Annotated in this window: 23 protein-coding genes; 16 read left to right on the forward strand and 7 right to left on the reverse strand. The window is 72.5% G+C overall.

What is annotated here, in order from left to right; all coding sequences use genetic code 11:
- Positions 1–159: 159 nt before the first annotated feature.
- Positions 160–1,290, reverse strand: coding sequence for a TDT family transporter (locus tag ACZ5PB_RS37710; protein ID WP_468697621.1), 1,131 nt, complete (start codon positions 1,288–1,290; stop codon positions 160–162).
- A 70-nt stretch (positions 1,291–1,360) separates the two neighbouring features.
- On the opposite strand from ACZ5PB_RS37710, the gene ACZ5PB_RS37715 reads away from it, so the two are divergent.
- Together ACZ5PB_RS37715 and ACZ5PB_RS37720 are read left to right on the forward strand one after the other, a co-directional pair.
- On the forward strand, positions 1,361–2,296 hold the full coding sequence (locus ACZ5PB_RS37715; protein WP_468697622.1) for a LysR family transcriptional regulator: 936 nt from the start codon (positions 1,361–1,363) through the stop codon (positions 2,294–2,296).
- Between the two features lie 147 nt (positions 2,297–2,443).
- Positions 2,444–2,842, forward strand: coding sequence for a hypothetical protein (locus ACZ5PB_RS37720; RefSeq protein WP_468697623.1), 399 nt, complete (start codon positions 2,444–2,446; stop codon positions 2,840–2,842).
- Positions 2,843–2,933: 91 nt separating this feature from the next.
- Here the strand turns inward: ACZ5PB_RS37720 and ACZ5PB_RS37725 are convergent, their stop codons facing one another.
- On the reverse strand, positions 2,934–4,397 hold the full coding sequence (locus tag ACZ5PB_RS37725; RefSeq protein ID WP_468697624.1) for an SDR family oxidoreductase: 1,464 nt from the start codon (positions 4,395–4,397) through the stop codon (positions 2,934–2,936).
- 172 nt (positions 4,398–4,569) lie between these two features.
- Between ACZ5PB_RS37725 and ACZ5PB_RS37730 the strand changes: the two genes are divergently transcribed.
- Both ACZ5PB_RS37730 and ACZ5PB_RS37735 read left to right on the forward strand, forming a co-directional pair.
- Entirely contained in the window at positions 4,570–5,541 is a 972-nt protein-coding gene (locus tag ACZ5PB_RS37730) for a phosphotransferase (RefSeq protein WP_468697626.1), read from the forward strand.
- A gap of 133 nt (positions 5,542–5,674) precedes the next feature.
- The gene (locus ACZ5PB_RS37735) at positions 5,675–6,337 is read left to right on the forward strand and encodes a hypothetical protein (protein WP_468697627.1); all 663 of its coding nucleotides are present in this window, start codon (positions 5,675–5,677) and stop codon (positions 6,335–6,337) included.
- 1 nt (position 6,338) lies between these two features.
- Here ACZ5PB_RS37735 and ACZ5PB_RS37740 read toward each other — a convergent pair whose 3' ends face one another.
- The 3 genes from ACZ5PB_RS37740 to ACZ5PB_RS37750 all read right to left on the reverse strand — a co-directional run bounded on the left by ACZ5PB_RS37740 (position 6,339) and on the right by ACZ5PB_RS37750 (position 9,451).
- The gene (locus tag ACZ5PB_RS37740) at positions 6,339–7,034 is read right to left on the reverse strand and encodes a gamma-glutamyl-gamma-aminobutyrate hydrolase family protein (RefSeq protein WP_468697628.1); all 696 of its coding nucleotides are present in this window, start codon (positions 7,032–7,034) and stop codon (positions 6,339–6,341) included.
- A gap of 54 nt (positions 7,035–7,088) precedes the next feature.
- Positions 7,089–8,591: an ethanolamine permease gene (gene eat / locus ACZ5PB_RS37745; RefSeq protein WP_468697629.1), complete on the reverse strand. Its 1,503-nt coding sequence runs from the start codon at positions 8,589–8,591 to the stop codon at positions 7,089–7,091.
- 92 nt (positions 8,592–8,683) lie between these two features.
- Positions 8,684–9,451 carry a FadR/GntR family transcriptional regulator gene (locus ACZ5PB_RS37750; RefSeq protein ID WP_468697630.1) on the reverse strand — a complete coding sequence of 256 codons (768 nt, stop codon included), beginning with the start codon at positions 9,449–9,451 and terminating at the stop codon, positions 8,684–8,686.
- A 76-nt stretch (positions 9,452–9,527) separates the two neighbouring features.
- Between ACZ5PB_RS37750 and ACZ5PB_RS37755 the strand changes: the two genes are divergently transcribed.
- From ACZ5PB_RS37755 to ACZ5PB_RS37770, 4 genes are all read left to right on the forward strand, one after another.
- The gene (locus ACZ5PB_RS37755; RefSeq protein WP_468697631.1) at positions 9,528–10,892 is read left to right on the forward strand and encodes a glutamine synthetase family protein; all 1,365 of its coding nucleotides are present in this window, start codon (positions 9,528–9,530) and stop codon (positions 10,890–10,892) included.
- A 192-nt stretch (positions 10,893–11,084) separates the two neighbouring features.
- Positions 11,085–12,437 (forward strand): aldehyde dehydrogenase family protein, encoded by a 1,353-nt coding sequence (locus ACZ5PB_RS37760; RefSeq protein WP_468697632.1) that lies wholly within the window; start codon positions 11,085–11,087, stop codon positions 12,435–12,437.
- A gap of 5 nt (positions 12,438–12,442) precedes the next feature.
- Positions 12,443–13,237 (forward strand): 3-oxoacyl-ACP reductase, encoded by a 795-nt coding sequence (locus ACZ5PB_RS37765; RefSeq protein ID WP_468697633.1) that lies wholly within the window; start codon positions 12,443–12,445, stop codon positions 13,235–13,237.
- Positions 13,238–13,270: 33 nt separating this feature from the next.
- Positions 13,271–14,326, forward strand: a complete 1,056-nt coding sequence (locus ACZ5PB_RS37770) for a DUF2510 domain-containing protein (RefSeq protein ID WP_468697635.1) — start codon at positions 13,271–13,273, stop codon at positions 14,324–14,326.
- A gap of 39 nt (positions 14,327–14,365) precedes the next feature.
- Here ACZ5PB_RS37770 and ACZ5PB_RS37775 read toward each other — a convergent pair whose 3' ends face one another.
- Positions 14,366–15,604 carry an amino acid deaminase/aldolase gene (locus ACZ5PB_RS37775; protein ID WP_468697636.1) on the reverse strand — a complete coding sequence of 413 codons (1,239 nt, stop codon included), beginning with the start codon at positions 15,602–15,604 and terminating at the stop codon, positions 14,366–14,368.
- A 262-nt stretch (positions 15,605–15,866) separates the two neighbouring features.
- Here ACZ5PB_RS37775 and ACZ5PB_RS37780 point away from each other — a divergent pair, with 262 nt between their 5' ends.
- From ACZ5PB_RS37780 to ACZ5PB_RS37790, 3 genes are all read left to right on the forward strand, one after another.
- Positions 15,867–17,228 carry a hypothetical protein gene (locus ACZ5PB_RS37780; protein WP_468697638.1) on the forward strand — a complete coding sequence of 454 codons (1,362 nt, stop codon included), beginning with the start codon at positions 15,867–15,869 and terminating at the stop codon, positions 17,226–17,228.
- Complete coding sequence (gene mycP / locus ACZ5PB_RS37785; protein WP_468697640.1) at positions 17,225–18,427, forward strand: type VII secretion-associated serine protease mycosin; 1,203 nt, start codon at positions 17,225–17,227, stop codon at positions 18,425–18,427. Before ACZ5PB_RS37780 ends, mycP begins: the two co-directional genes overlap by 4 nt.
- Positions 18,428–18,752: 325 nt before the next feature.
- A complete protein-coding gene (locus tag ACZ5PB_RS37790) occupies positions 18,753–19,490 on the forward strand; it encodes an SseB family protein (protein WP_468697642.1) in 738 nt (245 codons plus the stop codon).
- Between the two features lie 48 nt (positions 19,491–19,538).
- Here ACZ5PB_RS37790 and ACZ5PB_RS37795 read toward each other — a convergent pair whose 3' ends face one another.
- Positions 19,539–19,937, reverse strand: a complete 399-nt coding sequence (locus ACZ5PB_RS37795) for a DUF1844 domain-containing protein (protein WP_468697643.1) — start codon at positions 19,935–19,937, stop codon at positions 19,539–19,541.
- Positions 19,938–20,313: 376 nt separating this feature from the next.
- Between ACZ5PB_RS37795 and infC the strand changes: the two genes are divergently transcribed.
- The 5 genes from infC to ACZ5PB_RS37820 all read left to right on the forward strand — a co-directional run bounded on the left by infC (position 20,314) and on the right by ACZ5PB_RS37820 (position 23,965).
- Complete coding sequence (gene infC, locus ACZ5PB_RS37800) at positions 20,314–20,997, forward strand: translation initiation factor IF-3 (protein WP_468697644.1); 684 nt, start codon at positions 20,314–20,316, stop codon at positions 20,995–20,997.
- Positions 20,998–21,129: 132 nt separating this feature from the next.
- The gene (rpmI, locus tag ACZ5PB_RS37805) at positions 21,130–21,324 is read left to right on the forward strand and encodes a 50S ribosomal protein L35 (RefSeq protein WP_189827454.1); all 195 of its coding nucleotides are present in this window, start codon (positions 21,130–21,132) and stop codon (positions 21,322–21,324) included.
- A gap of 106 nt (positions 21,325–21,430) precedes the next feature.
- Positions 21,431–21,817: a 50S ribosomal protein L20 gene (gene rplT, locus ACZ5PB_RS37810; protein ID WP_189827453.1), complete on the forward strand. Its 387-nt coding sequence runs from the start codon at positions 21,431–21,433 to the stop codon at positions 21,815–21,817.
- 134 nt (positions 21,818–21,951) lie between these two features.
- Positions 21,952–22,791, forward strand: a complete 840-nt coding sequence (locus tag ACZ5PB_RS37815) for a TrmH family RNA methyltransferase (protein ID WP_468697770.1) — start codon at positions 21,952–21,954, stop codon at positions 22,789–22,791.
- Between the two features lie 73 nt (positions 22,792–22,864).
- Entirely contained in the window at positions 22,865–23,965 is a 1,101-nt protein-coding gene (locus ACZ5PB_RS37820; protein ID WP_468697646.1) for a sensor histidine kinase, read from the forward strand.
- The last annotated feature ends 62 nt before the right edge of the window (positions 23,966–24,027 follow it).

The raw sequence follows: 24,027 nt of genomic DNA on the forward strand, positions 1-24,027 counted from the left end.
GGGGGCGCGGGGAACTGCGCGAGCAACCACACTCGACCCGCTGCTCACAACCCCTGGCCCCGCGGAGCGGTTTAGGGAAGGGGCGGGGAGGGGCATCTGCCCGCCGCAGGCGCGACCCCGGTGCGCTGCTCGGGCGGCACGCCCAGTGCCATGCGTTCCTCAAGCCCTGGCCGGCCCCGGCAGCAGCGCGCCGTTCAGCAGCCCCCGTACCGTCCGGAACCCCGCCACCCCCCACGCCCCCACCAGCACCACGAACAGCCCCGCCGCCAGCCACCCCAGCGCCTCCACCCCGGTGTGCCTCGCCAGGCCCGCCGCGGCCGTCACGCATGTGCCGACCGGGAAGGTGAAGCCCCACCACGTCATCGCGAACGGCATTCCCGCCCGCGCCGCCCTGATCACCAGCGCCGTCGCCAGCGCCAGCCACAGCAGGGCGAAGCCGAGGACCGGGACTCCGTAGACGACCGCGAAGGCCTGGAAGGCGTGGGCGTACGTCGCGCCGGTCGCGCCCGGTGCCACATCGGCGAGGTTGTTGACGGCGGTGGTCGACTGGCCGAGCGGGCCGAGCACCAGGAACAGCGTCGGGGTCAGGGCCAGCGGCAGCGGACCGTGCACCAGCAGCCTGGTGAATATCACGGGCAGCAGAAGCAGAGTGGCCAGCAGGCTCAGGCCGAAGAGTGCGTAGCAGCCCAGGAGCATCGCCGCCCGCGCCTGTCCCTCGGGGAGGTGCGGGATCAGCTGCGGGCCCAGCGCCGCCGAGACCATCGGCGCGACGACCGGCAGCAGCCACACCGGCGACGCGGTGTGCACACCCTCTATCCGGTGCCGTACGACCATCAGGTACGGCACCCCGGCCGCCGCCACCAGCGCGAGAACGGTGCCCGCGCTCCACAGCACCCATCCGACGGCCAGGGCCGCCGTGGTCCCGATCACGTCCTGCCCGACGGCCATCGTGGCGCCGCCCACCGCCAGTACGCCCATCGCGAGACAGCCGTAGAACGGGGCGACCGTGGGGTCGAGCAGATGGGCGCGCGCCTGGTCCGCGTGGTGGTGCCAGTGGACGGCGCGGGCCAGGAGGAGGAGCAGCAGGGCCAGCGCGGCGAGGGCCCAGGCGACGGTCAGGGCGGTGTGGAGGAGAGGGGATCGGTACGGGAGGGAGTTGCCGGCCGTGGCGACGATCGCGGTGCCCATGACCGCCGCGTACCAGTTGGGGCCGAGGTGGCGCAGGCGTGGGGCAGCGGCGGGTGCGGCTGCGGGGGCGGTACGGGGGCTGAGCTGCGCGGTGGTGGCCATGAGTCCAGCTTGGAGCGCACAAGGGCCTCCCACCAGGGAGTACCTTCCTATGCCGACATAAGCTGAGCTTATGAGCCCTGCTGATTCCGAGGCGTCGCCGCCCGTACTGCTGTCCCACCGGGTGCCCGACCTGGCCGCCATGGAGCTGCTGCTCGCCGTGGCACGGGTGGGGAGCCTGGGACGGGCGGCACGCGAGGTCGGTATCTCGCAGCCCGCCGCGAGCGGGCGGATCAGGTCTATGGAGCGGCAGCTCGGGGTCACGCTGGTGGAGCGTTCGACGCGCGGCTCCCGGCTGACCGAGGCGGGCGCGCTCGTCACCGACTGGGCGCGGCGCATCGTCGAGGCGGCGGAGGCCTTCGACGTGGGGGTGCAGGCGCTGCGCGGCCGGCGCGACTCACGGCTGCGGGTGGCCGCCAGCATGACGATCGCGGAGTACCTGCTGCCGGGCTGGCTGGTGGCCCTCCAGGCCGAACGCCCCGGCACCGCCGTCTCCCTCCTGGCGGGCAACTCGGCGGCCGTCGCAGGTCGGCTGCTGGACGGCTCGGCGGACCTGGGGTTCGTGGAGGGGCTCACGATGCCGGAGGGACTCGACGGCGTGGTGATCGGCCACGACCGGCTGGTGGTGGTCACGGCACCGAGCCACCCGTGGGCGAAGCGCCGACGGCCCGTGGACGCCGCCGAGTTGGCCGCGACCCCCCTGATCCTCCGCGAGGAGGGGTCGGGCACGCGGCAGGTCCTGGACGCCGCGCTGGAGGCGTACGGAGGGCTGAGCGCGCCCCTGCTGGAGTTCTCGTCCACGACGGCCGTGAAGGCGGCGGCGGTGAGTGGCGCGGGCGCGGGCGTGCTGAGCGAACTGGCGGTGCGCGAGGAGATCGCGGCGGGACGGCTGGTGCGGGTGGTGGTCGAGGGGGTGCGGATGAAGCGCGATCTGCGGGCGGTCTGGGGGGTGGGTCCCGGCCCGGTGGGTCCGGGCCGTGACCTGCTGGCACTGACGAGGCGGGGGTGAGGGGCCCGGGCATCCCGCCGGGGGGACTTCGCGCACGACGGCATCATCACCTCCTCGACGACGGGGGACGTACGGGATTCGCCCTGAGCGGGGAAGGGAGTGGGCGCGTGTTTGTTTGTCGTACGGCCCAGCGGTTACCCGTGGGCCATGACCACACGGAATCCGAACACCAAGTCCACTGCCGCCGCCGCCAAGTCCACCGCCGAGGAGGCCAAGGCCAAGGCGGGCGAGGCCAAGTCCACCGCCACCGACGCCGGGAAGACCGTGACCGATGCCGGCCGGACCGCGGCCGACGCCACCCACGCGGCGACCGCCGCCGGTCTCAAGGGAGTTCAGGCCGGCAAGCAGGCACTGGAGTCCGCCTCCGGCAAGGTCGTCTCGACGGCCACCACCGCCTGGACACTGATCAGCAACCGCAAGGCGATCGTCGCCGGGGCGGGCGCGGGCGTGGTGGCTCTGGGTGCGGTCTCCTTCGCGGCGGGCCGCCGCGCGGAGCAGGCCAGCCACGGCCCGCTCACCAAGCTGCTGGCGGGCGGGAAGCTCTGAGAACCGGTGGCCTACCCCCGCGCGCACCTTCGGCTGCGGCGACCCGGGGCGGCGTACCGCAGAAGACGCGGTCCGCGTCACTGACGGTACGTCACCCGGTCGCGGCCGCCGCGATGTTGCGCACCATTCCGCCGAACACCACGCCGTGGAAGGGCGCCACGCTCCACCAGTAGGCCTGCCCGGCCAGACCGTGCGGATGGAACACCGCGCGCTGCCGGTAGACGGTGCGGCCCTGCTCGTCCTGCTCGACGCGCAGCTCCAGCCAGGCCAGGCCCGGCACCCGCATCTCGGCCCGCAGCCGCAGCAGCCGCCCCGGCTCGATCTCCTCGACCCGCCAGAAGTCCAGCGAGTCGCCGACCCGCAGCCGGGACCTGTCCCGCCGTCCGCGCCGCAGCCCGACGCCGCCCACCAGCCGGTCCAGCCAGCCGCGCACCGCCCAGGCCAGCGGGAACGAGTACCAGCCGTTCTCGCCGCCGATGCCCTCGACCACCTGCCACAGCCGCTCAGGCGACGCCTCCACCACCGCCTCGCGCTCATCGGTGTAGAGGCTGCCGCCCGCCCAGTCCGGGTCGGTGGGCAGCGGGTCGCTCGGGGCGCCGGGCACCGACGCCGACGACCAGCGGGTGGCCACGTCGGCTTCCTGGACCCGGCGCAGCGCCAGCTCCACCGCCTGCTCGAAGCCGATCGGACCGGACTCGGGCCCCGGCACGTACTTCTCGATGTCGTGCTCCGCGCACACCACCTCGTGCCGCAGCGACTCCGCGAGCGGGCGGGCGATCGACGCGGGCACCGGGGTCACCACGCCCACCCAGTGGCTGGACAGCCCGGGGGTGAGCACCGGCACCGGCAGGATCAGCCGCCGGGGCAGTCCGGCCACCCTGGCGTACCGCTGCATCATGTCGCGGTAGGTCAGGATGTCGGGGCCGCCCACGTCGAAGGTGCGGTTGAGGCCCTCGGGGAGACGGGCGCAGCCGACCAGCAGGCGCAGTACGTCCCGTACGGCGACGGGCTGGATGCGGGTGCGCACCCAGCTGGGCGTCACCATCAGCGGCAGCCGCTCGGTCAGGTACCGCAGCATCTCGAACGACGCGGAACCCGAACCGATGATCACCGCCGCACGCAGCGCCGCCGTCGGCACCCCCGACTCCAGCAGGATCCGCCCCACCTCGGCGCGCGAGCGCAGGTGCGGCGAGAGCTCCCGCTCCGGCACCCCCGCAGGGGTCAGTCCGCCCAGGTAGACCAGCCGGCCGACCCCGGCCTGGTGCGCCTGCTCGCCGAAGGTGCGGGCGGCGTCCCGGTCGGTCCGCTCGAAGTCCTTGCCGGTGCCCAGCGCGTGCACCAGGTAGTACGCGACGTCGACACCGGCCAGCGCGCGGCCGGTCGACTCCGGGTCCGTGACGTCTCCCCGTACGATCTCGACCTCGCCCGCCCACGGGAAGTCCCGCAGCTTGGCCGGGGTGCGGGCCAGACAGCGGACCTGGTGGCCCGCCGCCAGCAGCTCGGGCACCAGACGCCCGCCGATGTAACCGCTCGCGCCGGTCACCAGACATCGCATGCAGGTCTCCTTGTTGTTCGTCGCGCTTGTTCGTTGCGTTCGTGTCGTTCGTGATGGGGTTCCCCGGCCCTCCGTGTGCTCCTGCCCCGGATTCGCCGCAGCGTGGCGCCGCCGGACGGGTGGTGACGCGAAATGCCTTGCGCGCCGCGCCGAAGGCCGCCGAACATGAGCCATGGACACACCATCGCCGCAGGTCGTGCCGGTGCCCGCGACCGGAGTGCGCTTCGCGTGGCAGGAGTTGCCGGACCGGGTGCACGACCGGGTCGCCGCGCTCCTCGGCTCGCCGGTCGTCGAGGCCGTCACCCAGCCCGGCGGATTCTCGCCCGGCGTCGCCGCCCGGGTCCGCTGCGCCGACGGGCGGCGGGCCTTCGTCAAGGCGGTCAGTGCCGCCGCCAACCCGCACTCCCCGGCCCTGCACCGGGCCGAGGCACGCAACACCGCCGCCCTCCCGCCGGGCGTACCCGCGCCCCGGCTGCTCGACTGGTACGAGATCGAGGACTGGGTGGTGCTGGTCCTGGAGGACGTCGAGGGCACCCAGCCCCGCATCCCGTGGCAGCGCGACGAACTCGACCGGGTGCTGGCCGCGCTGACCGACCTCAGTACGTCGCTCACTCCGGCTCCGTACGACGCGCCGCGCACCGAGGACGCCGACGCACGGACCTTCCGGGGCTGGCAGCGCAGGCTCGACTCGGGATCGCTGGCGGGGCTCGACCCGTGGGTGGCCGCGAATCTCCCGCGGCTGGCCGAACTCGCCTCGCACTGGACCCGGTTCGCGCACGGCGACACCCTGGTCCACGGCGATCTGCGGGCCGACAACATCCTGCTCACCGCCGACGGCGGGGCCGTCTTCGTCGACTGGCCGCACGCCGTGCGCGGCGCCCCCTGGTTCGACCTGCTGCTGATGCTGCCCTCCGTGGCCGCCCAGGGCGGACCCGACCCCGAGGAGCTGTTCACCGGTCATCCGCTGGGCCGGGCCGCCGACCCGGAGGGCGTCACCGTCGTACTCGCCGCCCTCGCGGGCTACTTCGTGCACCATTCGCTGAAACCGGCCCCGCCGGGACTGCCCACGCTCCGCCCCTTCCAGGCCGCCCAGGGCGCCACCGCCGTCTCATGGCTGCGGCGCCGGCTGGGGGAGGCGGGGTGAGAAGCGGAGGGTGATCCTGTGACCGACCGATGACCGGTGGGTGAGACACGGACAGTGACGGCCCCCGGGGCCCGGGGGCGGGCGGCCCCTCCCTAGGCTCGCGGCCACTGTCATCTGTCAAGGAGAGAATCGCGTGTCCTACCGCAAGAAGCTCGCCCTGCGCGCCGCAGCCCCCGTCGCCGTCCTCGCGCTCGCCCTCACCGGCTGCAACGGGGGCGAGGACGCCTCGGGCGGCAAGAGCGACGCGAGCGCGCCCAAGGAGGGCGGCGGCAGCAGCAAGGCCCCGGAGAAGGAAGAGGCGGGCGACAAGGGCGGCGAGGCGGGCGCGGGTGCCTCCGGCAAGAAGGAACTGGCCGCCGGTGAGTCCGTGACCAGCCCCTTCAAGGAGAAGGAGGCCGGCCAGGTCACCTACGAGATCGCCGCCCAGAAGGCCGACGTCGGCACCGAGGCCGACGCCAGGAAGATGGTCACCGACCCGGCCAAGGCCAAGGGCCTGGTGCCGGTCGTCGCCCACGTGAAGTACACCCACAAGGGCGGCAAGCCCGTCGCCTCCTACCCGGACGTCGCCGACAACGTCGAGATCTACGCCGACGGCGCCCGCGGCGGCCTCCTGATCGGAGCCTCCGAGGACGCCAAGGGCTGCGAGGACGACGGCGACGTCGAGAACTGGACCAAGGGCCAGAGCCACACCTTCTGCCAGACGTACATGGTCCCGGTCGGCGCCAAGCAGATCGAGGTGCGCTGGGCGGCGGACGAGGACTCCGAGGACCCGTACGTCTGGAAGTTCCAGGGCTGAGCTAGCTCCTTCCGCCGGCCGCCGCTGTCACCAGCGCCTCGGTAAGCCTCAGGTCCGCTCCCATCTCGGGGTGCCACTGGACTCCCAACGCCCAGGCGGGGGACGGGAGTTCGAGCGCCTCGACGGTGCCGTCCTTCGCATGTGCCGACACCACCAGGCCGTCGCCGATCCGGTCGACGGCCTGGTGGTGGTACGTCGGTACGTCGCTCTCGCCGGGCAGCACCGCCGCGCAGCGGGTGCCGGGCACCGTCGTGACCGGGTGCCGCCCGAAGGCGCCGATCTCGCCGCGGTGCCCGTCCAGGTGCTGGACGAGGGTGCCGCCGAGGGCGACGTTCAGCAGCTGCATGCCCCGGCAGATGCCGAGCAGCGGGGTGCCCGCCGCCAACGCCGCCTCCGTCAGGGCGAGTTCCCAGGAGTCCCTGGCCGTGGCCGGCGGCCCGCAGCGTGGCTCGCGCTCGGCACCGTACCGCTGGGGATCGACGTCGGGCCCGCCCGCGACCACCAGACCGTCCAGCCGGGCCACGACCTGCGCCGCGTACGCCGGATCGTCGGGCGGCAGCATGACGGCGCTGCCGCCCGACGCCTGGACCAGGCGCGGGTAACCCGCCGGGAGCAGGGCGGCGGGCAGCTCCCACACCCCCCACTTCACGGACTCTTCGAGATAGGTGCTGATGCCGATGAAGGGCTTGGGAGACACGGGCTGATCCTTCGGGGGTGCGAGTGCGAGTGCGAGTGCGGGTGCGGGTGCGGGTCAGTTGCGTTCGAGTTCGGCCTCGGCGGCGGCCAGCGCCGCGAACTCCTCCTCGGGCGCGGACGCCACGAGCCGGTGCCGCGAGTAGAAGGCGAAGTAGGCGAGCGCGACGACGTACACGGCGAGCGCGGTGAACGCCGCGTCCCGGTCCACCAGGAACGTCGCCACCAGCGCGAACAGCGCCAGTACCAGCGCCGTCGACGAGGTCACGATGCCGCCGGGCGTACGGTACGGGCGCGGCAGCTCCGGCTCCCGGCGGCGCAGCACGATGTGCGAGAGCGCCATCAGGGCGTACGAGATGGTGGCGCCGAAGACCGCGATGTTGAGCATCCGGGCGCCGTTGCCGGTCGACGCGGCGAGCGTGAAGCCGATCGCGCCGGGGATCAGCAGCCCGAGGTACGGGGCCCTGCGGCTGCTGGTGAGGGACAGGAACCGGGGCAGGTACCCGGCCCTGGACAGCGCGAAGAGCTGGCGCGAACCGGCGTAGATGAGCGAGAAGAACGAGGCGACCAGACCGGCCAGACCCGCGTAGTTCACGAACCGGCTCAGCCCGGTGGCGGGACCGTCCCCCTGGAGCGCCACGACCAGCGGATTGCCCGCGTCCATGACGGCCGCCGAACCGCGCGCACCGGTCGCCGCGAAGAAGGTCAGCATCGCGAGCAGCACCAGGATGCCCATCGAGATCGACAGGGCGCGCGGCATCGACCGCACCGGGTCCTTCGCCTCCTCGGCAGCCAGGGGCACCCCCTCGACGCCGAGGAAGAACCACATCCCGAACGGCAGCGCGGACCAGATCCCTATCAGGCCGAACGGCAGCCACGAGTTCGCACCCAGCGCGCCCGCCTCGACGGGGATGTCATTGAGCCTGTCCGCGCTGAACTCGGTGAACGCGCCCACCGCGAAGATCAGCAGCGCGGCGACCGCGATGGCGGTGACGACCAGGCTGAAGCGCAGCGCCTCGCCGACGCCCCAGAGGTGGATCCCGATGAAGATCACGAAGCAGGCGAGGTAGACCGGCCAGCCCGAGGTCAGCCCGAAGAGGTTCAGCGACTCGACGTAGTCGCCGATGAAGATGGAGATCGCGGCCGGCGCGAGGATGTACTCGATGAGGATCGCGGTGCCGGTGAGGAAGCCGCCCCAGGTGCCCAGCGCCCGGCGCGCGAAGCCGTAACCGCCGCCCGCGGTGGGCAGGATGGCGGAGAGTTCGGCGAGCGCGAAGACCAGACAGGCGTACATCACGCCCATCAGCAGGGTCGCGAGGGCGAGGCCGCCGAAACCGCCCTTGGACAGGCCGACGTTCCAGCCGGAGTAGTCGCCGGAGACGACGTAGGCGACCCCGAGCCCGGTGAGCAGCAGCCATCCGGCGCTGCCCCGGCGCAGGGCGCGCCGCTTGAGGTAGTCGGCGTCCGTCGTCCCGGCCGCCGGGCCGGAGGGGCCCGCCGGGCCCGTCGGGCTCGATGGGCTCGTGGGATTCGGTGGACTTGCCGGTTGTTCCGTGGCCATGGGCCGCTCCCGCCGTCGCCTGGCAATGGTGTGGTCACACACCATTGCGGCCGCATCGCCGCACGCGCAACCCCCGTGCGGTTACGGGGGAGTTACGCCAGGAACCCGCGCAACAACGCCGCCGTCCCGCCACAGTGCTCCCTCATCACTTCGCGCGCTCCCTCCGCGTCGCCCTCCAGGACCGCCTCCACGAGGGCCGTGTGCTGCCGCTGCGAGTGCTCCAGGTTGCGTACCAACAGCGGGATGCAGTCGAGCAGTTCGTTCACCTCGGCGCGCACCGCGGCGTACTGCGCGGACAGCCGCGCCGACCCCGACAGCTCGGCGAGGGTCAGGTGCAGCAGGGTGTCGAGCCGCCGGTAGTCGCGGAGCGGGGCGTCGTGCGTGGCCGCCAGCGCCGCCCGCAGCCGCTCCGCCTCCGCCCCGTCGAGCCCCCGCCCGGCGCAGAGCCCGGCCGCCCCCACCTCCAGCACCTCCCGGAAGCGCAGCGCGTCCTCCACGTCCAGCGAGGCGACGCGCCGCATCAGTTCCGCCTCCCCGTGCCGCTCGTCCCGGTGGCACACGAACGTGCCGCCGTACCGCCCCCGCCTGCTCTCCACGAGTCCCTGGTCCTGCAGCACCTTGAGCACCTCGCGCAGGGTCACCCGGCTGATCCGCAGACGGTCCGCCAGTTCCCGTTCGGCGGGCAGTCGTTCACCCGCCGGCACCAGTCCCAGGCGCAGCACCTGCAAGACCTGCTCCAGTGCCTCCTCGAATCCGTTCCCGGCCCGTACCGGCCGCAGTATCGGCGTCAACCGGTCGCCCGCCGCGTCATCCCGTACGCCCCGGGCATCGGCCCCCGCACCCCGGACATCGTCCGCCATGTGCCCGAACCCCCTTCCCAATCAATGGTCTTCGGGAATACCTTATGGCTCCCGGCCGACCCAGGAGGCATTTCCCGTGGCAGACCGCACACCCCCGCTCCCGCTCGAAGAGCTGCGCGCCCTGGTCGCGAGCGGTGAGATCGACACCGTCGTCCTGGCCTTCCCGGACATGCAGGGGCGCCTCACCGGCAAACGGTTCGCCGCCCCCTTCTTCCTGGACGACGTCCTGACCAACGGCGCCGAGGGCTGCAACTACCTCCTCGCCGTCGACGTCGACCTCAACACCGTCGACGGCTACGCCATGTCCTCCTGGGACAGCGGCTACGGCGACTTCGCCATGCGCCCCGACCTCGCCACCCTGCGCCGCGTCCCCTGGAACGAGGGCACGGCCCTGCTGATGGCCGACCTGATGTGGCACGACGGCACCCCCGTGGTCGCCGCCCCCCGCCAGATCCTCATCCGCCAGCTGGAGCGCCTCGCCGAACTCGGCCTCACCGCCCACGTCGGCACCGAGCTCGAATTCATCGTCTTCAAGGACACCTACGAGCAGGCCTGGGACGCCAACTACCGCCATCTGGAACCGGTCAACCAGTACAACGTCGACTACTCCATCCTCGGCACCGGACGCGTCGAGCCCCTGCTGCGCCGCATCCGCAACGAGATGGCCGTCGCGGGCCTGACCGTCGAGTCCGCCAAGGGCGAGTGCAACCCCGGCCAGCACGAGATCGCCTTCAAGTACGACGAGGCCCTCACCACCTGCGACCAGCACGCCATCTACAAGAACGGCGCCAAGGAGATCGCCGCCCAGGAGGGCGTCTCGCTCACCTTCATGGCGAAGTACAACGAGCGCGAGGGCAACTCCTGCCACATACACCTCAGCCTGCGCGGCACCGACGGACAGAGCGCCATGGCCGGCGACGACCCGCACGGCATGTCCGAGCTGATGCGGCACTTCCTCGCCGGGCAGCTCGCCGCCCTGCGCGACTTCTCCCTCCTCTACGCGCCCAACATCAACTCCTACAAGCGCTTCCAGCCGGGCTCCTTCGCCCCGACCGCCGTCGCCTGGGGCAACGACAACCGCACCTGTTCGCTGCGCGTCGTCGGCCACGGCCCCTCGATGCGCTTCGAGAACCGCCTCCCCGGCGGCGACGTCAACCCCTACCTCGCCGTCGCGGGCCTGATCGCCGCCGGACTGCACGGCGTCGAGCAGAAGCTGGAACTCCCCGAGCCCTGCACCGGCAACGCCTACACCGCCGACTACGCACACGTCCCGACCACCCTGCGCGAGGCCGCGGAACTGTGGTCCGCCAGCCCCGTCGCCCGCACCGCCTTCGGCGACGAGGTCGTCGCGCACTACACCAACATGGCGCGGGTCGAACTGGACGCCTTCGACGCGGCAATCACCGACTGGGAACTCCGCCGCTCCTTCGAACGCATGTAACCCCGCCCGCTGCCCCAGCCTTTTGGCCAGCAGGGCCGCCCCCTACCCCCTACCCCCAGCCCCCTTGGGCAGCGGGGCCGCCCCCCGGGGGCGGAACGGGTGGGCAAGGGGGCGGCCCCCACGCGGAGCGCACCCCCCCCGACACCGCCCCACCCCACCGCCGACACCGCCCCACCCCCGTAAGGACCCCCCTTGCAGATCCTCAACCCCACGACCGAAGAAGTAATCGCCACCGTCCCCGCCGCAACCCCGGCAGACATCGACACCGCAGTCGCACGCGCGACACAGGCCCAACGCACCTGGTCCGCCTCCGCCCCCGCCGACCGCGCCCGCCACCTCCGCCGCTTCGCCGCGACCGTGGACCAGCACATCGAAGAACTCGCCGAGTTGGAGGTCCGGCAAGCAGGCCACACCCTCGGCAACGCCCGCTGGGAAGCAGGCAACGTCCGCGACCTCCTCAACTACGCCGCCGGGGGAGCGGAACGCCTCAACGGCCGCCAGATCCCCGTCCCCGGCGGCCTGAACGTCACGATCCTCGAACCCCTCGGCGTCATCGGCGTGATCGCCCCGTGGAACTTCCCCATGCCGATCGCCGCCTGGGCCACCGCCCCCGCCCTCGCCGCGGGCAACGCAGTGATCCTCAAGCCCGCCGAGACCACCCCGCTCACCGCCCTGCGCCTCGCCGAACTCGCCCTGGAGGCAGGCCTCCCCGAGCACCTCTTCCAGGTACTCCCCGGCGAGGGCCCCGTCGCGGGCAACGCACTGGTCGAACACCCCGGCGTAGCCAAGATCGTCTTCACCGGCTCCACCGGCGTCGGCAAGCAGATCATGGCCAAGTGCGCCGACCGGGTGAAGCGCCTCACCCTCGAACTCGGCGGCAAGAGCCCCAACATCGTCTTCGCCGACGCCGACCTGGAAGCCGCCGTCGCCGCCACCCCCATGTCGTTCCTCGACAACTCGGGCCAGGACTGCTGCGCCCGCACCCGCATCCTCGTCGAACGCAGCGTCCACGACAGGTTCCTGGAGCTCCTCGCCCCGCTCATCGAGTCGATCGTCGTCGGCGACCCGTCCGACGAGAAGACCCAGATGGGCCCGCTGATCTCCAGGTCCCAGCTGGACAGGGTGCGTGCGTACGTCCCCGACGACGCCCCCGGCATCCGGGGAACGGCCCCCGAAGGGCCCGGCTTCTGGTTCCCGCCGACCGTCCTCACCGGCCTGGACCCCGACGCCCCCGCCGCCGCCGAGGAGATCTTCGGCCCCGTCGCCGTCGTCCTGCCCTTCGACGACGAGGCGGACGCGATCCGGCTCGCCAACGCCACCGAGTACGGCCTCTCCGGATCCATCTGGACCCGCGACGTGGGCCGCGCCCTGCGCGTCTCGCAGGCCGTACGGGCGGGCAACCTGTCCGTCAACTCCCACTCCAGCGTCCGCTACTGGACCCCCTTCGGCGGCTACCGCCAGTCGGGACTCGGCCGGGAACTCGGCCCCGACGCCCTCACCGCATTCACCGAGACCAAGAACGTCTTCCTGAGCACGGAGGCCTGAACCACATGACCACTGAAGCCACCCCGGAGATCGTCTGCCGCCGCCTGGTCGGCCGCACCGCCGTCATCACCGGCGCCGGCAGCGGCATCGGCCTCGCCGCCGCCCGCCGCCTCTCCTCCGAGGGCGCGCACGTCGTCTGCGGCGACATCGACGAGACGGCGGGCAAGGCCGCCGCCGAAGAGGTCGGCGGCACCTTCGTCAAGGTCGACGTCACCGACGCCGAACAGGTCGACGCCCTTTTCAATACCGCGTACGACACCTACGGCAGCGTCGACATCGCCTTCAACAACGCCGGGATCAGCCCGCCCGACGACGACTCCATCCTCACCACGGGGCTTGAGGCCTGGAAGCGCGTCCAGGACGTCAACCTCACCTCCGTCTACCTCTGCTGCAAGGCCGCCCTCCCCTACATGCAGCGCCAGGGCCGGGGCTCCATCATCAACACCGCCTCCTTCGTGGCGATCATGGGCGCCGCCACCTCCCAGATCTCGTACACCGCCTCCAAGGGCGGCGTACTGGCCATGTCGCGCGAACTGGGCGTCCAGTTCGCCCGCGAGGGGATCAGGGTCAACGCGCTCTGCCCGGGACCGGTCAACACCCCGCTCCTGCAAGAGCTGTTCGCGTCCGACCCGGAGCGGGCGGCCCGCCGCCTCGTGCACATCCCGCTCGGCCGGTTCGCCGAGGCCACCGAGATCGCCGCGGCCGTCGCCTTCCTCGCCAGCGACGACTCCTCCTTCGTCAACGCAACGGACTTTCTGGTCGACGGCGGCATCTCGGGCGCCTACGTCACTCCGCTCTAACACCGGTCGGAGCCCGCCCCTTATGGTGACGGGATGAGCATGACGACCCCGCCCGGCTGGTACCAGGACCCCAGCGCTCCCACCCAGGAGCGCTGGTGGGACGGCTCGGCCTGGAGCGCGCACACCCGCGCCCCCGGCCAGCAGCAGCCTGCGGCAGCGCAGTTCGGCCCTGCCCAGAGCCCGCAGCCGCAGCCGCAGGGTTACGGATATCCGCAGGGCGTGCAGCCCGGCTACGGCACCCCGCCGCCCCCGTCCGCACCGGCGGGCGCGGGCGGCGTCCCCGGTGCTCCGTACGCTCCGGGCGGCCCGGGTGTCCCTGGTGTTCCGGGCGCCCCTGGTGCTCCCGGCGGCAGTGGCGGCGGCCTCGGCGGCAGCAAGCTGATCGCGATCATCGCCGCCGGAGCGGTCCTGGTCGCCGCGATCGTCACCGGCGTCGTCTTCCTCAACAAGGACGACTCGCCCCCGTCCGCTCCGCCGGTCCCCACCCTGGCCGACCCGCCCGGCGGCGGACAGAACACCCCGTCCGCCGACCCGTCCGGCCCCGGCGCCTCCGCCCCCGCGGGCGACACCACGACCCTCTCCGACCAGCTGAACGGCATCACCCTGCCGATCCTCGACGGCTGGGAGAAGCCGGAGTTCGGCGGCGACCGCGAGGCGGCCAGCATGACCACCAAGGACACCTACGAGTGTCCCGCCGACGGCGGCTTCTGCCGGCACGGCCAGGTCACCTCGCGCACCGCCCCCTCGAACCACGCCACCCCGGAAGCCGTCGCCAAGGCCGACATCAAGGTCAACGCCGACCTGGCGTACCACGCGGACACCCTGGACCGGCAGAAGTACGGCGGCATCAAGTCCCACCAGGAGATCAAGTCCGAGCCGGTGACGGTCGCGGGCAAGCAGGGCTACCTGGTCCGCTGGAAGGTCGTCACCGGCAAGGGCCCCGGCGGCTACGTGCAGTCCCTGTCCTTCCCCAGCAGCGTGGGCCAGGGCTCGAACATCCTGGTGCGGTTCGCCTTCGACGCGGGCCCGGACGGACCGCCGGTGGAGGGCATGGACAAGATCACCGAAGGCATCCGCAACACGTCCTGACGGAGCTTCACGGGTCCTACGTACGGAGCTCCACGGGTCCTACAGGAAGGTGTGGCCCTCGCCCCGGTACGTCGGGACGGCCCCCGTGACCCGGTCGCCCTCGATCAGCTGCAACTGCTCGAAGCGCTCGCACAGTTCGCCCGCCTTGGCGTGCCGGAACCACACCTTGTCGCCGATCAGCAGATCGTCCGCCGCCGAACCCAGCAGCGGTGTCTGCACCTCGCCCGCCCCCTCCTGCGGGTCGTACCGCAGCCCCTCGGGCAGGTAGGGCACGGGGGAGCGGTCGGGCCCGGCCACCCCGGAAGCGGGATAGCCGCCACCGAGCACCGTCACCACGCCCACCCCCGGACGCCGCACCACCGGCATGGCGAAGAGCGCGGCGGGACGCCCGCTGAACGACCGGTAGTGGTCGAACAGCCGGGGCACGTACAGCCCCGACCCGGCCGCCACCTCCGTCACCGCGTCCTCGGCGACGGTGCTCTCGACGCTGCCGGTGCCGCCGCCGTTCACGAACTCCAGGTCAGGTACGACCGACCTGACCGCCCGCACCACGGCCGCCCGCCGCTCGGCCAGCTCCCGGCGCGCCGCCTTCTGCATCACCCGTACCATCCGGGACCGCACCGGACGGCCCGCGATCATGTCGCCGACCCCCGCGACATGACCCTCGTACGCCATGATCCCGACCAGCCGGAACCCGGGCCGCCGGTCGATCGACCGGGCCAGCTCGGCGAGTTGGCCCGGCTCGCGCAGCGGGGAGCGCCGGGCGCCGACCCGGATCCGCCCGCCGAGCAGTTGCAGCGAGGTGTCCAGCTCCAGGCAGACCCGTATCTCCTCCTTGCCGCCCTCGCGGGCCCGGTCGATCAGCTCCAGCTGCGCCAGGTCGTCGACCATCACGGTCACGGCTGCGGCGAGCTTCGGATCGCCCGCGAGCTCCGCGTACGCGCTCCGGTCGACCGACGGATAGGCCAGCAGCACGTCCTCGAACCCGGACCGCGCCAGCCACAGCGACTCGGCCAGGGTGTACGACATCACCCCGGCGAAGCCGTCCCGTTCCAGCACCCGCTCCAGCAGCGCCCGGCAGCGCACCGACTTGCTCGCCACCCGGACCGGCTTGCCCTGTGCACGGCGCACGAGATCGGCGGCGTTGTCGTCGAACGCCTCCAGGTCGACGACGGCCAGCGGCCCGTCGAGGTGCGAGGTGGCCCGGTCGTAACGGGAACGGTCGGCAGCCCGGGGAGCCGGACGGGCAGCCGCACGAGAAGTCACAGGAGGAGTCATGGGCGCAGCTTGCCAGAGTCGTTTACCGACTGGTAGGTCTGCCGGTCCGTTCAGGCGCCGCCCGCCCCGCTCGGCGGACGTCCTGGCGGAACCTCCGGGGGACTTGGCGGACGATCCGGTCAGATCCGCCCCACGGCACGCACTGGTTCCCGCCCCGGCCCGGCCAGCCCGTAGAGTGACGGAAACCCGCTGGAAGCCCGGGCGACGCGGCTGCCTCGGGCCAGAAGCCGGGAGTACGAGAAGAGACGGACCTGGGGGCCGGATGACCACCGAACCGCACCGCCCCGACGTCCCGCCCCGGCCGCCGTTCCCGCCTGCGACCGCCGCCTCCTCCTCGGTTTCCTCCTCCTCGGCTTCCTCCTCGACGGCGACGTCTGCCCCGGATGCGGACGCCCGTGAGGGTGCGGGCGCCGGGTCTGCGACCCGTCAGGTACGGGCGGGCGGCCCCGGCCCGCTGCCGCCCGCCGAGACCGGTCCGCCCTCACCCCCGGCCTCCGGTGCTCCGGGACGTTCCGGCCGGACAGCTGCGCCGCTCCCGCCCGCGGTACCGCCGCGACCGGCACCCCGCCCGGACCGGGTGGCCGCTCCCGCTCCCGGATCCGCTCCCGCGCGGGGCCGGGCCGCCGAGTTCGGTGCTCAGGCCGCGCCCCGTACCGCTGCCGCGCCTGCTCCCGTCGCCTCCGGCCCAGGCGCAGGCGCAGGCGCAGGCGCACCGCTCCCGCCCACCCGGCGGCGGCCCGTCGGGGCCGTCGACCTGACGCCCCGTACCGACGGCGCACCACCCCTCACCTTCGCGCCGCCGCGGCACTGGGCGCGGGACGAGGCACTCGCGCCCGCCGAGACCACCACCCGGCTGCGGCCCGTCGGGGCCCGCAGCCCCGCCAGGCTCGCGGCCGTCGCCGCCGGTGTCGTCCTCGGTATCGGGCTCATCGGCGGTGCGGCGGCCGGGAGTTGGCTGGTCGGCAACGGCGAGCCCACGACGAGCACTGGCTTCGCCCAGGCGCGCACCGCCTGGCGGAACATCCCGGTCGACACCCTCTTCCCCCCTGCCCTCAAGGGGGCCGGAGCAGGCCCCGGCGGCGCCGACCGCGCCTGGACGCGGGTCGCCGTCGCCCCGGACGCCGACTGTACGAACGCCCTGGACCCGCTCCTCCTCAAGGCCCTCGGCCCGGTCGGCTGCGAACGTCTGCTCCGCGCCACCTACACCGACGCCACCACCAGCAGCGTCACCACCGTCGGCATGGTCTTCACCCGCGCCGACGAGACCGCCACCCGGACCCTGCGGACCCGTTTCGCCCGCGAGAAGCTGGCCGAGCGCGGCGATCTGATGCCCCGTACGTTCCCGGTGCCCGGCACCGTGGCGGCCGGATTCGGCGACGGGCAGCGCGCCAGCTGGACGGTCCGCGTACTCAAGGACGTACCCGTGATCGTGTACGCGGTCTCCGGCTTCGCCGACGGCCGCACCGTCACCGCCCCCCAGCCCGCAGGACCCGCGACGGTCGACGGGGCGACCACCGCACCCGCCCAGTCCGGCCTCGGCCACGAGGCGAAGGGCATCGCCGACCGCATCGAACGCGGCCTGCGCAGGACCACCGCAGACCCGGCAACGGAGCAGCCCGGATGAACTCCCGTCAGAACGCCGGCCGCGTCGCTGCCACGGCCACGGCGACGGCGCTCGGTGCCGTGCTGCTGGCCGTGCTGCCCGCACCGGCCGCGCACGCCGACACCATCCGCGACAAGCAGTGGGGCCTGGCCGCCCTGCACACCCAGGAGGCCTGGCGCACCACCAAGGGCGCGGGCATCACGGTCGCCGTCCTCGACACCGGCGTCGACGACCAGCACCCCGACCTCGCCGGCAACGTCCTGCCCGGCAACGACCTCGTCGGCTTCGGCGCGAAGAGCGGCGACCGCGCCTGGGCCCGCCACGGCACCGCGATGGCCTCCATCATCGCGGGCCACGGACACGGTCCCGGCGGCGGCGACGGAGTCCTCGGCATCGCCCCCGAAGCGAAGATCCTGCCCATCCGGGTCATCCTCGAAGGCGGCGACCCGGCCCGCGACAAGGCCCGCACCTCACGCGGCAACGCCCTTGCCAAGGGCATCCGCTGGGCCGTCGACCACGGCGCCGACGTCATCAACCTCTCGCTCGGCGACGACAGCGAGTCCGCGCACCCGGAGGCGGAGGAGGACGCGGCCGTCCAGTACGCCCTGAGCAAGGGCGCCGTGGTCGTCGCCTCGGCGGGCAACGGCGGCGAGAAGGGCGACCACATCTCCTACCCGGCCGCCTACCCCGGCGTCATCGCGGTCGCCGCCGTCAACGAGGCGGGCACCCATGCGTCTTTCTCCACCCGCCGCTGGTACGCGACCGTGTCCGCGCCCGGCGTCGACATCATGATCGCCGACCCCGACCGCAGCTATTACGAGGGCTGGGGTACGAGTGCGGCCTCGGCCTTCGTGTCGGGAGCCGCGGCCCTGGTCCGGGCCGCGCACCCGCAGCTGCCGCCCGCCCAGATCAAGCGGCTGCTCGCCAGGACGGCCAGGGACGCGCCGTCGGGCGGCCGGGACGACTCCCGTGGCCACGGGATGGTGGACCCGGCGGCGGCGATCGCGGCGGGCGGCCGGGACACGACGGTGCGCTCGTCGGCGGCGGGCTACCAGGGCCGCTACTTCGGCCCGGGCCCGGACCGTGCCGAACCGGCGTCTGCGGGGCCGGAGGTGTGGGCGTGGGTGGCGGGTGGTGCGGGTGTACTGGTACTGGGTTCGGCGGTAGCCCTGTGGCGCAGGGCCCCGGCAGGGGTGCCGCGCGGCGAGGACGAGAACTGATCCGCGCGGGGGTCGTGGGGGCATGCGGCCCGGGCAGCGCGAGCGTGTCGCGCCTGCGGCGGGCGAGTGCCCCTCCCCGCCCCTTCCCTAGACCGCTGGCCGCGGGGCCGGGGGTGGGGATGTGCGGGCCGGTGGGTGGTTGCTCGCGCAGTTCCCCGCGCCCCCAAAGGCAACCACTCGTGCCCAGCGCCGCTCAGTTCCCTGCGCCCGTAACTACGAGTACTCAGGGGCGCGGGGAACTGCGCGGCCAGCCACGAACAACCCGCACCTGACCACCGGCCATGGCCGGGCCCGCCACCTCCCCCCACCCCGTTAGGCTCTTGGCGTGCTCAAGAACATTCCGGATCCCGGCTTCTCCGACGACGACGGCACCGCCGACCCCACCCTCGCCGAGGCCCTCGCCGCCTGGGCGCGGGAGCCCAAGAGTGCCGGGGCCGAGCAGCGCGTCCTCGACGCGCTTCCCGGGGCCCGTCTCCTCGTTCCCGTCGTCGCCGTCCTCGGCGAGGTCGAGACCGACCCGGAGACCGGGCTCAAGCGCGAGAAGACCAGCGACATGGCCGTCCCCACCCTCCGCGCGGGCGACCGCAAGGCGCTGCCCGCCTTCACCTCCCTCGCGGCACTCGCCCTCTGGGACCCGGCAGCCCGGCCCGTCGCCGTACCCCTGCACCAGGCGCTCCAGGCCGCCGCGCACGAGCAGGCCGACACCGTCGTGATCGACCTCGCGGGGCCGGTTCCTTACCAGCTCAGCGGGTCGGCGCTGCTCGCGCTCGCGGAGGGCCGGACCAGTGCCCGGCCGATCGACGATCCGGCCGTCGTCTCGGCCGTGCGCGCCCTGGTCACCGCCGAGCCCGCCGTACTCAGCGCCCACCTCGGGCCCGGCGAGGCGGACGGGGTGCTCGCCCTGGTGCTGACCCCGGACGCCGTCCCGGCGGAGGCGGTGCGCCGCGTCGCCAGGGCCCTGGCCTCCGACGACGTACTCAGGGCACGGCTCGTGAGAGGGCTGGACCTGGCGCTGCTGCCCGCAGGGGCCACCCCGCCCGGCGAGCCCCTCCTCGTCCGCTGAAAGCAGAAGGGCCCCCGCCTCGGCGGGGGCCCTTCTCGCAGCAGTGGCTCAGCCGAAGACCGGGCCCGTGTACTTCTCGCCCGGGCCCTGACCCGGCTCGTCCGGTACGACCGAGGCCTCGCGGAACGCCAGCTGGAGGGACTTCAGGCCGTCGCGCAGCGGTGCCGCGTGGAAGGAGCTGATCTCGGTCGCGCTGGCCGTGATCAGGCCGGCCAGGGCCTGGATCAGCTTGCGGGCCTCGTCCAGGTCCTTCTGCTCCTCGCCGCCCTCGGCGAGACCGAGGTTCACGGCGGCGGCGCTCATCAGGTGGACGGCGACCGTGGTGATCACCTCGACGGCGGGAACGTCCGCGATGTCGCGGGTCATGTCGTCGAAGCCCGGGTTCTGCTCGTCAAGGTCTTCGGTGCCGCCGGTGACGGCGTTGTTGCTGCTGGTCGCGTCGCTCATGCGTCCACGATAGGTCCCCGCGGGGCCCGGAAAACCACGGGCCCCGAACGGGTGGTTTACGAAGGTTCGCGGCGGTGTTGCTCGCGGGGTATAGTTGTCTCACGACCGGTCGGACACATCTGTGCCCGGCCCACAAGTGGAGGCTCCGATCTCCCACCTGACTGTCCTCCGGGACGGCGGGTCACCGGTCAGAAGACGGTCCCCATCGTTCCGTACGGACGATGGAACTGTCCGATGTTGCGCCCCGCGGTTTCAGATGCGGCGGTGCTCCGGTATTTCCAGGAGCCCTGCCTGTGTCCCGTCCGGGGCATTTTTTATGTTCCGAAGCGGTTGGTCCAAAGAAATAAGACGTTACGCGGCTGTCTGCCAGACAGTCGTGTGGTGCTACTTAGGAGGATCCATCAGCGCCGAGCCCCGCATCAACGACCGGATTCGCGTTCCCGAGGTGCGACTTGTCGGACCCAGTGGTGAGCAGGTGGGCATCGTCCCGCTGGCCAAGGCCCTGGAACTGGCGCAGGAGTACGACCTCGACCTGGTCGAGGTCGCGGCGAACGCCCGTCCGCCCGTGTGCAAGCTCATGGACTACGGGAAGTTCAAGTACGAGTCGGCCATGAAGGCCCGTGAGGCGCGCAAGAACCAGGCGCACACGGTCATCAAGGAAATGAAGCTCCGCCCGAAGATCGACCCGCACGACTACGAGACCAAGAAGGGTCACGTCGTCCGGTTCCTCAAGCAGGGTGACAAGGTCAAGATCACGATCATGTTCCGTGGTCGTGAGCAGTCCCGTCCCGAGCTTGGCTTCCGGTTGCTTCAGCGACTTGCCACCGACGTGGAAGACCTGGGCTTCATCGAGTCCAACCCGAAGCAGGACGGCCGGAACATGATCATGGTTCTTGGCCCGCACAAGAAGAAGACCGAAGCAATGGCCGAGGCCCGCGAGGCCCAGGCCGCCCGCAAGGCGGAGCGTCAGGGCGTTGCCCCCGACGAGCAGCCCGCGGGTGAGGTTGCCGAGGCAGCAGCAGTCGAGGCTCCGGCCGAGGCAGCACCTTCCGAGGCGTGATCCACGGGGCCGCCATCCAGGCGGCCCCCGGATTCCGAACCGGAAACACCCAGACCACAGACCTGACGCTCCCGTAGTCCGGTGCCCGCACCGGGGACCGGGGGAGCGGCACTGACGAGGAGATACGGCGCGATGCCGAAGAACAAGACGCACAGCGGTTCCAAGAAGCGCTTCAAGATCACCGGCTCCGGCAAGGTGCTCCGCGAGCGCGCCGGCAAGCGCCACCTGCTCGAGCACAAGTCCTCCCGCGTGACGCGCCGCCTCACCGGCACCGTTGAGCTGGCCCCGGGCGACGCCGCGAAGATCAAGAAGCTTCTCGGCAAGTGATCCCGCCGCTGCCGGCCCCACCGCCGGTAGCACTGGATCGAGACCGGGACCAATTCGTTTTCGGGTCGTGTGAATACCCCCCACGGCCCCGCTACAAGGAGTCAAAGTGGCACGCGTCAAGCGCGCAGTAAACGCCCACAAGAAGCGCCGGGCAATCCTCGAGGCAGCCAAGGGCTACCGCGGCCAGCGTTCGCGCCTGTACCGCAAGGCCAAGGAGCAGGTCACCCACTCCCTGGTCTACAACTACAACGACCGCAAGAAGCGCAAGGGCGACTTCCGTCAGCTGTGGATCCAGCGCATCAACGCCGCTGCCCGCGAGAACGGCATGACGTACAACCGCCTCATCCAGGGTCTGAAGGCCGCCAACATCGAGGTGGACCGCAAGATCCTCGCCGAGCTGGCCGTCAACGACAGCAACGCGTTCGCCGCGCTCGTCGAGGTTGCCCAGAAGGCGCTCCCGAGCGACGTCAACGCCCCGAAGGCCGCCGCCTAAGCTTTCTTCGAGCTTCCAGGCAGAGCAGCTTCTTGGCTTTGAGCCGGACCCGCAGGCGCATTCCGCGTCTGCGGGTCCGGTGCGTTCCGCCTCCCTTTTTTCGTACGTACGTAGCAGAAGTGAGCCGCACCCCCATGGGCATCCCCGAGCTGATCTCCCCGCGTTCCCCCCGCGTCGTCGCCGCCAGGCGGCTGGCCAAGCGCAGCTTCCGGGGCAAGGAGCGCCGGTTCATCGCCGAGGGACCGCAGGCCGTGCGGGAGGCCGTCGACCACCGGGGGCCCGACGGCACCCCGACCCTGATCGAACTCTTCGCGACGGTGGAGACCGCCGAGCGGTACGCCGACATCGTGGACGCCGCCCACGCGGCCGGGGCGCGGGTGCACCTCGCCGGCCCCGACGTACTCGCCGAGATCTCGCAGACCATCACCCCGCAGGGCATCGTCGGCGTCTGCCACTTCCTGGACTCCCCGTTCGAGGAGATCCTCGCCGCGAAGCCCAAGCTGGTCGCCGTCCTCGCGCACGTGCGCGACCCCGGCAATGCCGGTACGGTGCTGCGCTGCGCGGACGCGGCGGGCGCCGACGCGGTCGTGCTGACCGATGCCTCCGTCGACCTCTACAACCCCAAGTCGGTGCGCGCGTCGGTCGGTTCGCACTTCCACCTGCCCGTCGCCGTGGGCGTCCCCGTCGAGCAGGCGGTCGCCGAGCTCCAGGCGGCGGGCGTACGCATCCTGGCCGCCGACGGAGCGGGCGACCGCGACCTCGACGACGAGCTGGACGCCGGCACCATGGGCGGCCCCACCGCCTGGGTCTTCGGCAACGAGGCCTGGGGCCTGCCCGAGGAGACCCGCGCACTCGCGGACGCCGTCGTGCGCGTCCCGATCCACGGCAAGGCCGAGAGCCTCAACCTCGCCACGGCCGCCGCCGTGTGCCTCTACGCATCCGCGCGCGCACAGCGGGTACGCACCACTGACTGAGGGGTCCCCGTTCGGAGTAGGGTTGCGGGCTCGGGGGCCCACTGCACTACGTGGAGAGGTGGGGTACGGGGAGATGGTCGCGGAATTGTCCGAACAGGCCGTACGGCAAAGGGAGTTCGACGCGTCGGGGATCGGCTGCGACGACCTTCCCGACGGGCTCGTGGTCGCCGACGAGGACGGTCGGGTCGTCTGCTTCAACGCCGCCGCGGCGCGCATCACCGCCGTACCCGCCGACCTCGCGCTGGGCCGCCCCCTGGTCGACGTGCTTCCGCTGGAGGACCTCAAGGGCCGCCGCTGGTGGACCCTCACCGACCCGTACGGCGGCCTCGCCATCCGCGGCGGCCAGCCCGAGCGGAACCTGTTGCTGCCGGGCGGACGCGAGGTGCTGGTCTCCGCGCGGTACGTGCGCCAGGAGCCGTGCGGCCCGGTCCGCCGGGTCGTGGTGTCGCTGCGCGGCACCGAGGCCCGCAGGCGCACCGAGCGCAGCCACGCCGAGCTGATCGCCACCGTCGCGCACGAACTGCGCTCCCCGCTGACCTCGGTGAAGGGCTTCACCCGGACCCTGCTGCGCAAGTGGGAGCGCTTCACCGACGACCAGAAGCGGATGATGCTGGAGACCGTCGACGGCGACGCGGACCGGATCGCCCGGCTGATCGCCGAGCTCCTCGACATCTCCCGGATCGACTCCGGCCGCCTGGAGCTGCGCCGCCAGCCCGTCGACATCGCCGCCGCCGTCGGCCGCAACATCCACGCGCACATCTCGGCAGGTCAGCGGCCCGGCCGCTTCCTCGTGCACCTCGCCCACCCGCTGCCCGACCTGTGGGCCGACCCCGACAAGATCGACCAGGTGCTGGGCAACCTGCTGGAAAATGCGGTGCGCCACGGCGAGGGAATGGTCACCATTGAGGTGGCACCCGCCACCGCCAAGGACGACGAGAAGGGAACGGCCGTCATCGTGAGCGACGAAGGACCCGGCATTCCCGAGGAGTCCCTGAGCCGTGTCTTCACCCGGTTCTGGCGCGGCAGCAAGCGCGGCGGCACCGGCCTGGGCCTCTACATCGTCAAGGGCATCGTCGAGGCGCACGGCGGCACCATCACGGTCGGCCGCGGCCCCGGCGGCGGCGCCGAATTCCGATTTATCCTGCCCGTCGGGGCTCCCGCCTATCTGGCCTGAGCGCCCCCACGGGCTTCTTCGCGTCCCACGGCCCTTTAGACTCGTCCTTTGGCACCTTTGCG

The sequence above is a fragment of the Streptomyces sp. NPDC032721 genome (assembly GCF_055579625.1).

Coding starts and splice junctions, on each gene's coding strand:
- mycP (WP_468697640.1), top strand. CDS start 17,225: ATGAACTCCCGTCAGAACGCCGGCCGCGTCGCTGCCACGGCCACGGCG.
- ACZ5PB_RS37710 (WP_468697621.1), bottom strand. CDS start 1,290: ATGGCCACCACCGCGCAGCTCAGCCCCCGTACCGCCCCCGCAGCCGCA.
- ACZ5PB_RS37815 (WP_468697770.1), top strand. CDS start 21,952: ATGGGCATCCCCGAGCTGATCTCCCCGCGTTCCCCCCGCGTCGTCGCC.
- ACZ5PB_RS37725 (WP_468697624.1), bottom strand. CDS start 4,397: ATGCGATGTCTGGTGACCGGCGCGAGCGGTTACATCGGCGGGCGTCTG.
- ACZ5PB_RS37775 (WP_468697636.1), bottom strand. CDS start 15,604: ATGACTCCTCCTGTGACTTCTCGTGCGGCTGCCCGTCCGGCTCCCCGG.
- ACZ5PB_RS37820 (WP_468697646.1), top strand. CDS start 22,865: ATGGTCGCGGAATTGTCCGAACAGGCCGTACGGCAAAGGGAGTTCGAC.
- ACZ5PB_RS37795 (WP_468697643.1), bottom strand. CDS start 19,937: ATGAGCGACGCGACCAGCAGCAACAACGCCGTCACCGGCGGCACCGAA.
- ACZ5PB_RS37750 (WP_468697630.1), bottom strand. CDS start 9,451: ATGGCGGACGATGTCCGGGGTGCGGGGGCCGATGCCCGGGGCGTACGG.
- rpmI (WP_189827454.1), top strand. CDS start 21,130: ATGCCGAAGAACAAGACGCACAGCGGTTCCAAGAAGCGCTTCAAGATC.
- ACZ5PB_RS37715 (WP_468697622.1), top strand. CDS start 1,361: ATGAGCCCTGCTGATTCCGAGGCGTCGCCGCCCGTACTGCTGTCCCAC.
- eat (WP_468697629.1), bottom strand. CDS start 8,591: ATGGCCACGGAACAACCGGCAAGTCCACCGAATCCCACGAGCCCATCG.
- ACZ5PB_RS37770 (WP_468697635.1), top strand. CDS start 13,271: ATGAGCATGACGACCCCGCCCGGCTGGTACCAGGACCCCAGCGCTCCC.
- ACZ5PB_RS37730 (WP_468697626.1), top strand. CDS start 4,570: ATGGACACACCATCGCCGCAGGTCGTGCCGGTGCCCGCGACCGGAGTG.
- ACZ5PB_RS37720 (WP_468697623.1), top strand. CDS start 2,444: ATGACCACACGGAATCCGAACACCAAGTCCACTGCCGCCGCCGCCAAG.
- ACZ5PB_RS37765 (WP_468697633.1), top strand. CDS start 12,443: ATGACCACTGAAGCCACCCCGGAGATCGTCTGCCGCCGCCTGGTCGGC.
- ACZ5PB_RS37780 (WP_468697638.1), top strand. CDS start 15,867: ATGACCACCGAACCGCACCGCCCCGACGTCCCGCCCCGGCCGCCGTTC.